Annotated in this window: 10 protein-coding genes and 1 pseudogene; 2 read left to right on the top strand and 9 right to left on the bottom strand. The window is 68.5% G+C overall.

Annotation, left to right across the window (positions count from 1 at the left end; translation table 11 throughout):
- A pseudogene (locus tag AC11WY_RS09735) lies at positions 1-463 on the bottom strand (styrene monooxygenase/indole monooxygenase family protein); the annotation flags it as partial.
- 25 nt (positions 464-488) lie between these two features.
- Positions 489-1,253, bottom strand: coding sequence for an SDR family oxidoreductase (locus tag AC11WY_RS09730; protein ID WP_482924858.1), 765 nt, complete (start codon positions 1,251-1,253; stop codon positions 489-491).
- 170 nt (positions 1,254-1,423) lie between these two features.
- Here AC11WY_RS09730 and AC11WY_RS09725 point away from each other — a divergent pair, with 170 nt between their 5' ends.
- Positions 1,424-2,425, top strand: a complete 1,002-nt coding sequence (locus AC11WY_RS09725; protein WP_482924856.1) for an AraC family transcriptional regulator — start codon at positions 1,424-1,426, stop codon at positions 2,423-2,425.
- Positions 2,426-2,575: 150 nt separating this feature from the next.
- On the top strand, positions 2,576-3,589 hold the full coding sequence (locus AC11WY_RS09720; protein ID WP_482924854.1) for an aldo/keto reductase: 1,014 nt from the start codon (positions 2,576-2,578) through the stop codon (positions 3,587-3,589).
- Positions 3,590-3,597: 8 nt separating this feature from the next.
- Here the strand turns inward: AC11WY_RS09720 and AC11WY_RS09715 are convergent, their stop codons facing one another.
- The 7 genes from AC11WY_RS09715 to AC11WY_RS09685 all read right to left on the bottom strand — a co-directional run bounded on the left by AC11WY_RS09715 (position 3,598) and on the right by AC11WY_RS09685 (position 10,390).
- Positions 3,598-5,487, bottom strand: coding sequence for a monovalent cation:proton antiporter-2 (CPA2) family protein (locus AC11WY_RS09715; RefSeq protein WP_482924852.1), 1,890 nt, complete (start codon positions 5,485-5,487; stop codon positions 3,598-3,600).
- 3 nt (positions 5,488-5,490) lie between these two features.
- Positions 5,491-6,096: an NAD(P)H-dependent oxidoreductase gene (locus AC11WY_RS09710; RefSeq protein ID WP_482924851.1), complete on the bottom strand. Its 606-nt coding sequence runs from the start codon at positions 6,094-6,096 to the stop codon at positions 5,491-5,493.
- A gap of 53 nt (positions 6,097-6,149) precedes the next feature.
- Positions 6,150-6,740 (bottom strand): GNAT family N-acetyltransferase, encoded by a 591-nt coding sequence (locus AC11WY_RS09705; protein WP_482924849.1) that lies wholly within the window; start codon positions 6,738-6,740, stop codon positions 6,150-6,152.
- 27 nt (positions 6,741-6,767) lie between these two features.
- Positions 6,768-7,406 carry a hypothetical protein gene (locus tag AC11WY_RS09700; RefSeq protein WP_482924847.1) on the bottom strand — a complete coding sequence of 213 codons (639 nt, stop codon included), beginning with the start codon at positions 7,404-7,406 and terminating at the stop codon, positions 6,768-6,770.
- A 21-nt stretch (positions 7,407-7,427) separates the two neighbouring features.
- Positions 7,428-7,562 (bottom strand): aa3-type cytochrome c oxidase subunit IV, encoded by a 135-nt coding sequence (locus AC11WY_RS09695; RefSeq protein ID WP_482924846.1) that lies wholly within the window; start codon positions 7,560-7,562, stop codon positions 7,428-7,430.
- An 81-nt stretch (positions 7,563-7,643) separates the two neighbouring features.
- On the bottom strand, positions 7,644-8,681 hold the full coding sequence (locus tag AC11WY_RS09690) for an MBL fold metallo-hydrolase (RefSeq protein WP_482924844.1): 1,038 nt from the start codon (positions 8,679-8,681) through the stop codon (positions 7,644-7,646).
- Positions 8,681-10,390, bottom strand: a complete 1,710-nt coding sequence (locus tag AC11WY_RS09685) for an acyl-CoA dehydrogenase (RefSeq protein ID WP_482924842.1) — start codon at positions 10,388-10,390, stop codon at positions 8,681-8,683. The genes AC11WY_RS09690 and AC11WY_RS09685 overlap by 1 nt, the downstream gene beginning before the upstream one ends.
- Between the last annotated feature and the right edge of the window lie 101 nt (positions 10,391-10,491).

The raw sequence follows: 10,491 nt of genomic DNA, 5'->3' as shown, positions 1-10,491 counted from the left end.
TCGTGCCGACCTCGCCCTTGCCGGACGCGACGATGACCAGATCATCCTGGCGGGCGTAGCCCTCGATCTCGGCGAGGCCCGCGTCGGCGATCACCATCTGCCCGCCCAGCTTCTGGAACTCGGCCATCCAGCGCGGGATCTTCACCCGCTGGTCGACGGAATAGGCGTTGCGATCCAGCCGCGAAGCCCAGTCAACGACCTTGCTGCCCGAACCGTCGGGATTGGGCACGATGAAGTTGATGCCCTCGACCGGCGGGCAGGTGTCGGACCAGAAGTCGATGCCCAGATCACGCTCGTGCTGCACCGAATTCGAGAACATGCACTGGCTCGACAGAACCCGGCCGGTCTCGATCTCGGCGGCGGTGCGGTTCTGAACGACGCGGACCTGGTGCCCGGCCTTCAGCAGGCCGATGCCGAGTTGCAGCCCGGCCTGGCCGCCGCCGATGATGGTGAACTTTCTCATGTTGTCTCTCCCTGATCGTGTTTGCTCATGCCATCAGCAGCGGAATGGCGGCCACGGCCTGTTCCGGGCCCATCGCGGTATAGCCGCCGTCGACGCAGATATCGGTGCCGGTGATGAAGCTCGCGTCGTCCGAGCAAAGGAACATCACCGCCGCGGCGACTTCCTCGGGGTTCGCGACCCGGCGCAGCAGGTGGAACGGGGCCGCCACCGCATCGGTTTTCGCACGGTCGCCGCCGGTCAACTGATCCATGATGTTCGACCAGGTCCAGCCCGGCGAAACGGCGTTCACGCGGATGCCGTCGGGCGCCAGGTCCATCGCCTGATTGCGGGTCAGTTGCAGGATGGCGGCCTTGGATACCGGGTAGACCCAGCGCCCGGTCTGCGCGACGCGGCTGGAGATCGAGCCGAAGTTGACGATGGCGCCCTTGTTTTTCGCAAGCTCCGCCCGCGCGGCCTGCATCAGGATCACCGACCCGACGATGTTGATGTCAAGCGCCGTCAGCCAATCGGCGCGGGTGGTTTCGGCGCCGTTGTCGAGGTAGGAGCAGGCGACGTTGACCAGAAAGTCGATACGACCGAACCGGGCAACTGTCGCCACGACAAGCGCCGCGATCTGCGCATCGTCGCGCAGGTCGGTCTGGCAATACCCGACACCGTCGGACTCTGCGGCGGGGGCGATGTCGGCGACCATCACCCGCACACCCTCCGCACGAAAGGCCGCGACGACCGCCTGACCGATCTTGGTCGCCCCCCCCGGCACGATCGCCACCTTCCCCGTCAATCCGCGCATTCTTTCCCTCCACCATCCTTCAAGCTTGAAACAGCGTTTGCCTGTTGGCAGCGCGGCGCTATCCGGCCCGCGTCAGGACTATCCGGAAAACGAAAAAATCACCGTCGCGCGCCGTGTCAGCGGCGAATCTGTGCTAGGGTTTGCGCGTCGCCAACGGGGGAGAAGGTGCGATGCCGGGTTCGAGCGCCGCGAGGCCCCTGTCGGCCCATCAGCTTTTCCACTCGACCGATCTGGAAGAAGCGCGTGACCGCGTGGCTGCGGTGTTCTGCCCGCACCGGCTGGATACGATCGGTCGCGGTGCAGCGCTGGATGCGCGCCATCACCATCTGCCGGGCGATCGGTTGAGCCTGAACTACATCGAGTATGGTGCAAAGACCCTGATCTCGCCGGGCGAACTGGGGCAGTTCTACCTGCTGCAAATTCCGCTGGCGGGCGGGGCCGCCATCGTCAACGGCACCGACCGCTATTACTCCAGCCCCGATGCGGCCGCCGTTCTGAACCCGCAGGTGCCGACCACCATGATCTGGGAGCAAGGCACCCGGCAGGTGCTGGTGCAGATTGATCGCCAGGCCATGCAGGACCACCTCTCGGCCCAACTCGGAGCACGGGCGGATCGTCCGCTGTCGTTTCGGGGCGCGCTGGACCTGACGCGGGGCGCAGGTGCCGCGCTGCGGCAGTTGTTGCTGTTCCTGGTGTCAGAGGCGGATGCCGGGCGGGTTCCGATCGGCGACGGGCTGATGGCGCGCGCCGTGGAAAGTGCTGTCATGTCGGGTCTGCTCGCGACGCAGGGCCATGACTACGCGGCCCATCTGGATCGAGAGCAGGCAGCACCGAGGCCCCGGCATCTGCGGCTCGCCGAGGCGTATATCGAAGCACATCTGACCGAGCCCCTGTCGGTCGAGCACGTCGCGGCAGTTGCCGGCATCAGCGTGCGCGGGCTGCAACTGGCGTTCCGGCACTACCGTGGCACCACCCCGCTGGGCTTCTGGCGCGACCTTCGCCTTGCGCGCGCACATGCGGATCTCGTTGCCGGATCCGGCGCGGTGACGGAAGTCGCGCTGCGCTGGGGCTTCACGCATTTCGGGCGGTTTGCCGAAACCTACCGCGCCCGCTTCGGCCTGTCGCCCCGCGACACATTGCGCGCTGCAGGTGGGGTCGGGTATCAGGATTGAAGCCGGTTTCACGGCACGGACTGCTTGCAAGACACGCGCCGTCAGGGTGCCGGGCGGGCTTGAACTCCGCGTCACGGGGCGTAGCTTCACGGGAAGGCCGCCACCGGGCTAGCTGACGGGCGCGCCATCCCAACCGCAGGAGAACACCCGATGCGCTACAAGAACCTAGGCCGCTCTGGCCTGAAGGTGTCGGAGCTTTGCCTTGGCACGATGACCTTCGACGGTGGCAGCGGCATGTGGAAGGCGATCGGCCAGCTTGGGCAGGACGACGCTGACGCGCTGGTCCGCACTGCCTTCGAGGCCGGGATCAACTTCTTCGACACCGCCGACGTCTATTCCGAGGGCGCGTCGGAGCGGATGCTGGGTCAGGCGCTGCGCAACCTCGCCCTGCCGCGCCACGAGGTGGTGATCGCCACCAAGGCGTTCGGGCGCGTGCATCCCGGCCCGAACGGGCGCGGTGCCTCGCGCGGGCACCTGATCGACGCCTGCGACGCCAGCCTGAAACGGCTGGGGCTGGACCACATCGACCTCTACCAGTTGCACGGCTTCGATCTGGAAACCCCGCTGGAGGAACAGATGGAGGCGCTGGATTCGCTCGTGCGGGCGGGCAAGGTGCGCTACTTCGGCGTGTCGAACTGGGACGCCTGGCAATTGGTGAAGGCGCAGGGCCTGGCCGAGCGGCGCGGCTTTGCGCCGATCCGGTCGATCCAGTCCTACTACACGATCGCCGGGCGCGATCTGGAACGCGAGGTTGTTCCCGCGCTGAAATCCGAGGGCGTCGGCCTGATGGTCTGGAGCCCGCTGGCGGGCGGCTACCTGTCGGGCAAATACAGCGGCGCTGGCACCAACGACGGGCGCCGCGCATCCTTCGATTTCCCGCCCATCGACCGCCCGAAGGCCGATCGCATCATCGCCGTGATGCAGGACATCGCCACCGCAAAGGGCGTGTCGGTGGCACAGATCGCGCTGGCCTGGCTCTTGCATCAGGACGTGGTGACCAGCGTCATCATCGGCGCCAGGCGGCTGGACCAGTTGAACGACAATCTGGGCGCGACGGAGGTCACACTGGGCGCGGACGATCTGTCGCTGTTGGGCGAGGTCAGCGCGCTGGCCAGGGAATACCCCGGCTGGATGTTCGAGCGGCAGCAGGCGAACAGCCGCTAGGCGCGGCGTCAGTCCTCGGCGCTGTCGCGGCCGCCCGGCGGCATCCAGGCGCGGTTCACGCCGTCGCGGGACGCGCTGCGGGCGCCCATCATCATCGCCTCTTCCTCGCGCCGGGCCTCGCGGGCGGCGGCGACGTAGGCCGGGTTGCTGCTGGGCGGGATCGCCGGATCCCATACGCCGGCCAGCTTGCGCAGCGTCAGCCGGTCGCCCTTGACGAAGGTCTGGGCGATCTTCTCGGCCTCGTAGGGGTGATGCCCCAGCGCCTCCAGCGCGCTGCGCCCGGCACGGACGGAGCTGTCGAAGACCTCGCGGATGATGTCGTTGCAGCCCGCCTGAAACAGTTCGTAGACGTTGTGGCGGTCGCGGGCGCGGGCGACGATGTGCAGATCGGGCCGCACCTGGCGGGCGTGGCGGACGATGGCCAGCGTGCGCTCGGCGTCGTCGATGGCCAGCACCAGCAGGCGCGCGGTGCGCAGGCCCGCGGCGTCGAGCAGGTCGGGGCGGGTGGCGTCGCCGAAGAATGCCTTGATGCCGAAGGTCGCCATCCCGTCCACCGTTTCGGCGCTGAGGTCGAGCACCACGGTTTCGTAGCCGTTCGAGCGCAGCATCCGGTTGATGATCTGCCCGAACCGGCCGGTGCCCGCGATGATCACCGGGGCCGGGGCGTCGATGGTGTCGGCGGCGCGGGCCTGACCGCGCGTCAGGCGCGGCAGGATCACCCGGTCGAACAGGATGAACAGCAGTGGCGTCAGCAGCATCGACAGCGCCACCACAAGCAGCAGCCTCTGTGCCATCGCCGCCGGAATGACGGCGTTCTGCACGGTGAGGGACAGCAGCACGAAGGCGAACTCGCCCGCCTGCGCAAGGCCAAGCGCAAAGAGCCACAGATCGGCGCCGCGCAGCCGGAACAGCCGCCCGACGACGGCCAGCACGGCGGCCTTGACCGCGATCAGGGCCAGCGTCAGCCCGAGGATCAGCGGCAGATCGGCCAGCAGCAGGCCGAAGTTCATCCCCGCGCCAACGGTGATGAAGAAGAGGCCGAGCAACAGTCCCTTGAACGGTTCCACGTCGCTTTCCAGCTCGTGCCGGTATTCGCTGTTGGCCAGCACGACGCCTGCCAGAAAGGTGCCAAGCGCGGGCGACAGCCCGACCAGCGTCATCAGAAGCGCGATGCCGACCACCAGCAGCAGCGCCGCCGCCGTGAACACCTCGCGCAGTTCGGCCGAGGCGATGAAGCGAAAGAGCGGCCGTGTCAGGTAGTGCCCGCCCACCACCACAGCGGCCACCGCCAGGATGGTGATCGCGCCCACCTCCCACCCCGGCAGCCCGGCGACAAGGCTGGGCGCCTCATGCCCGGCACCGGCCCCGGCCTGCCCGCGCAGGCCGGGCAGCGCCAACAGTGGCAGCAGCGCCAGCATCGGGATCACGGAAATGTCCTGAAACAGCAGCACCGCGAAACTCGCGCGGCCGCCGTCGGATTTCAGCAGGCCCTTTTCGCCCAGCGTCTGCAACACGATGGCGGTGGACGAGGCCGAGGCGACAAGGCCAAGCGCCAGCGCGACGGTCCAGCCGATCCCGGCCAGCACTGCCGCACCCATCACCACCACGGCGGTGCCCGCCACCTGCGCGCCGCCAAGGCCCAAGAGCCGGTGCCGCATCGCCCAAAGCTGACGCGGCTCCAGTTCCAGCCCGACGAGGAAGAGCATCATCACCACGCCGAACGCGGCGAATTGCTGGATGCTTTGCGTCTCGGCGCCGACAAGGCCGATCAGGGGGCCCAGAACGATGCCCGCGATCAGGTAGCCCAGGACCGAGCCAAGGCCGAACCGCTTGGCGATCGGCACGGCGATGACGGCGGCGCAGAGGTAGACGAAGGCCTGGAACAGCAGTCCGCTCATCGCTCAGGCTCCCTTGATCACGGTGGGCAGAGTGTCGGCGGTCAACTGGCCGCGCGTCCTAGCGGCGTTCAGGTCCAGCCGGTCGTCGCGCAGCGCCTCCAGCAGGCGGCGGTAGCCCTCGGCGTGCGGGGCACAGCGCGTCTCGGTCGCGTCGAGCGCGCCGTAAAGGACATAAGGTGGCAGGAACGGCATCCGGCACAGGTTCGCCGCCGTCTCCAGCGGCGCCAGCAGCGCGCGCAGCGGCATCCGGTGGCGGCCGCCAGGGCCATAGGCGGCCTCTGGCGCGCCAGCAGTCAGGGCGCAGAGCCAGAGCTTGTCGGCCAGCGCGGTGCCGCCGTAGCCATAGGCGAAGCCATGTTCCAGCACCAGATCCTGCCATTCCTTCAGGATCGGCGGGGTCGAATACCACATCAGCGGAAACTGGAACACGATGGCATCGTGGTCGCGCAGGCGCTGCTGTTCGCGGTCGATGTCGATCGTGAAGCGGGGGTATTCGGCATAAAGGTCGACGAAGGTGACGCCCGCAACCTGTCGCGCGGTTTCGGCCAGCGTCCGGTTGATCCGCGAATGCTGCTGGGCGGGATGGGCGTAGAGAACCAGGGTCTTCATGTTTTCCCCCCACAGGGCCGAACTTCCGCCGTCGGCCCCGCGCACGATTGCGGTCAGAGCAGCCGCCGGACCATGCGGGTGGCGCTGGAAAACCCGAAGAGCGGGCCCAGAAGACCGATCCGCGCGGTGCCGCGGGCCACGAAGCCGCGGCGTTCGTAAAGTGCGCGGGCGCGAGGATTCACGTCGGCCACGTCGAGGCACACCTCGTCATAGCCACGCCCGCGCGCCTCGGCGCAAAGCGCGTCAAGCAGGGCGCTGCCGATGCCCCGCCCGCGCATCCCGGCACCAACGGCGAGGCCATCGACCAGAAAGCGGGTGGGGTCGACATCCTGCGTCAGCAGCGCCAACACCGCGGCCCGCCAGAGCGCGCCAAAGCGGCCATAGACCGCCCGCATCTCGGCCCGCCGCCCTAGCGCGAAGGCCCCGGCGCCGGTGCGAAAGCCGGCCATCCCGATCAGGCCTCCCTCGGGAGAAACCGCCGTCAGCACCTGATCCTCGCGCATCACGCGGCCGAGGTAGTCGAGTGCCCGCGCCTCGGGCCCCATGATCGGCCCGAGTTTTGTGCCGAAAGCCTGCCAGTAAAGCTGCGCCACCGCAGCGCGATGCCCGGGGTTGATGCCGACGCGGATGCGTTCTGCGCCCATCACGCGCCGCGCCGCCGCAGCCGGGCGTCAGAAGTCGCTGTAGGCGCCAAGATGGCGTTCCCCGTCAGGCGTAAGGACCGCGTTGTTCGGCACCTCCGCCCCGCCGTCATAGGTCTTGATGGTGATGCCCGGCAGCTTTGCCACCTCCCGCATGAACTGGCGGGGGAAGATCGCGGGGTGCAGCATCTCGAAGCCCGGCAACGAGGCCAGCAGGGACGAGGTCGCATCGGCGCAGAACGCCTGCGACACCGCGCCGTGGCCCTCGGCTTTCCGCAAGGCGTCCTCGGCCACTTCGGGCGTGACCGGGATGGTGATCGCGGTGGCGTGGAAGCCCTTGCCCGACTGGAACGTGAGATAGCTCGCCAGCACGGTGGGCGAGACGCCATAGATCACGTCGCCCCGCTGCGGCGCCACCGGCTGCCCGTCGACCGTCGCCTGGTAACTGCCCGCCGGATCGAAGATCACCCGTTGCGATCCGTTGATGATCAGCGCGCTGTGCGCGCCGACGCCGGTGGCATTGCGGATCGAGGTCACCAGCGTCAGCGTCGACGGCCCCGGATCGGCATAGCGCGCATGTTCGACCACGGTTTCCGGGGCGACCGGGCGGCCCGAGCCACAGGCCGACAGCATGGCCAGCAGGCCAAGGCAAAGAAGCACACGCCGCATCAGGCCCCCCGGTCCACAGCTTCAGCCGTCGACCAGCGCCATGAAGATCAGGATGCAGATCGCGATCATGGCACCCCAACTGACCATGCGAATGAATCCGTTGAAGGTCTTCTCATGGTCCCGGATATCCATCGAGCCCGGCGTATGATGGTCCATTTTCCCCGCTCCTTCAGCAAACGTTTTCTGGGGCATATCCGATTCATCCGGGCCTGTCACGCAGCTCTGGCGCCGCCGCCGTCAAACGCGCTGCCAAAGCCATGCACCCTTGGTGTCGCGGGTCCGCCGTGCCTGCCCGTTGTGCAGAAGGTGGTTCAGGTGCGCCACCGCCTCGACCAGCGCGAGCCCGTATTCCGCCTCGCCGATGTCGCGCTTGAACAGCGGGGCGAAGCACTGGGCGGCGGTGCGCGGCGCGGCCAGATGGTCGCGCAGCCTTGCCAGCGCGCCGTGGTGGTTGTCGATCATCTGGCTCAGGCGCAGCGGCAGGCCGGTGAAGGGCAGCTTGTGACCCGGCAGCACCAGCTGATCTTCGCGCGCATGGGGCTGGAAGCCTTCGCAACTGGCCAGCCATTCGCCCACCGGATCGGCGCCGGGTTCGGTGGCGTAGACGCCAAGATTGGGCGAGATCGAGGGCAGCAACTGGTCGCCGCCCAGGATCAGCGCCGTGTCTTCGCACCACAGCGTGGCATGTTCCGGCGCGTGGCCGTGGCCGATCCGCACCCGCCAGTCGCGCCCGCCAAGGCGCAGCCGGTCGCCCTCGGCGATGCGGGTATAGCCCAGCGGCAGCGCGGTCACGATGTCGGCGAAGTTGAACGGCCGTTCGGCAGCGCGCTTGGCGTAGATCGCGGCGTCCATCCCGGCGGCGCGCCAGAAGGCCAGCGACTCGGGTTTGGGCACCTCTTCCACGTCCAGCACCAGCATCCGCGCCAGAAGCCACGCGGTGCGGGTGGTCAGAAGTTCGGCACCGCGCGACTGGAACCAGCCCGCCAGCCCGATGTGGTCGGGGTGGTGATGCGTCACCAGGACGCGGGTCACCGGTTTGCCCGCCAGCGGTCCGGCCAGCAGCCGCTCCCAGATCGCGCGGGCGCGGCGGCTGTCAAAGCCGGTATCGACCAGCGTCCAGCCGTCGCCGTCATCCAGCGCATAGACATTGACGTGGTCGAGCTTCATCGGCAGCGGCAGGCGCATCCACAGGATGCCGGGCGCCACCGTGACGCCCTCACCCTCGCCCGGCGGCGTCTCGAACGGATAGCGCAGGGCGGGGGCCGCGCCGTCCATCACGCGCTCAGGTCGTCGAGCGTGATGGCGTAAAGCCCCGCCGCGCCCTCGCGCAGATGGGCCAGCAGCCCCGCGTATTCCGGCAGCAGCCGCTTGATGTAAAGCGCGGCGAGCCGGGCGCGCGGGCCTTCCCCGCCCTCGGCCCTCGCGGCGCGCAGGTGGTAGTGCCCGCCCAGCACCAGCGCGAAGGCGCGCAGGTAGGGCACCGCGCCCGCGAACCGGTCCTGCATGCCCGCGCCCACCAGCGCCTCGGTTGCCTCGCGCAGCGTCTCGGCGGCCGACCAGACGGCATTGGCCAGATCGGGCAGCAGGGCGCGCGCCGCCTCGGCGTCGGCCTCGACCTCCTCCAGCAGGCGGAAGGCGGCCTCGCCGCCGTCCATCATCTTGCGGCCGACAAGGTCCATCGCCTGAATGCCGTTGGTGCCCTCGTAGATCGCGGTCACCCGCACGTCGCGCAGGTATTGCGCGGCGCCGGTCTCTTCGATGAAGCCCATGCCGCCATGCACCTGCATGCCGGTGCTGGCCACGGCGATGCCGGTATCGGTGCCGTAGGCCTTGGCGATCGGGGTCAGCAGCGCGGCGCGGGCGTTCCACTCGGCCTCGCCGGTGGCGCGGCCCATGTCGATCGCCACGGCGCAGGCGAGCGCGATGGCGCGGGCGGCGAAGATCTCGGCCCGCATCGTGGCCAGCATCCGGCGCACGTCGGCGTGATCGACGATGGTTCCGGCACCTTCCACCGGCGTGCGGCCCTGCTTGCGGTCCATCGCATAGGCCAGCGCGTGCTGATAGGCGCCCTCGGCCACGCCGATGCCCTGCACACCGACGGCGAGGCGGGCGTTGTTCATCATGGTGAACATCGCCCGCATCCCGTCGTGCTTCTCACCCACCAGCCAGCCGGTGGCGCCGTCATACTGCATCACCGCGGTGGGCGAGCCGTGCAGGCCGAGCTTGTGTTCAAGGCTGACCACGTTGAGGCTGTTGCGTTTGCCGGGGTTGCCCTCTGGGTCGGGAATGAACTTGGGCACCAAGAACAGGCTGATCCCCTTGCTGCCGGGGCCGCCATCGGGCAGCCGCGCCAGCACCAGATGGCAGACGTTGGCGGTAAAGTCGTTGTCAGCCCAGCTGATGTAGATTTTCTGCCCGGTGATCGCAAAGCTGCCATCGCCGTTCGGTTCCGCCTTGCTGCGCAGCGCCCCCACATCGCTGCCCGCCTGCGGCTCGGTCAGGTTCATCGTGCCGGTCCACTCACCCGAGATCAGCCTGGGCAGGTAGGTCGCCTTGATCTCGTCGCTGGCGTGGTGTTCCAGCGCCTCGATCTGGCCCTGCGTCAAGAGCGGGTTCAGTTGCAGCGCAAGGCAGGCGCCCGACATCATGTCGTTCACCGCCGAGGTCAGCGTGATCGGCAGGCCCATGCCGCCATAGTCCGGATCGGCCGAGATCGCCACCCAGCCGCCATCGCGGATCGCGGCGTAGCCCTCGGCAAAGCCGGGCGAGGTGCGCACGATGCCGTTTTCCAGCCGTGCGGGGGTCTTGTCACCCACGCGCTGCAACGGCGCCATCACGGTGTCGCACAGCCTGCCCGCCTCGGTCAGGATCGCTTCGGTCACCTCGCCCGCCTCGGCGAAACGGTCGGTGGCGGTGACATCGGCAAAGTTCACGACGTGATCGAACAGGAACCGGAATTCACCGACCGGGGCGCGATAAGGCATCGGGGCCTCCTTCTGGCGCGGCTTGGCATCATCGGGGTGCGCGCGTATGTGACAATCATCTGCGGTCACGCTAGCGCATGGCCGCCCGTCATCAAGTCCAA

The sequence above is a fragment of the Solirhodobacter sp. genome, from assembly GCF_964715405.1.
The sequence above is the reverse complement of the archived record's forward strand: the minus strand, read 5'-3'. Positions and strand labels throughout refer to the sequence as shown.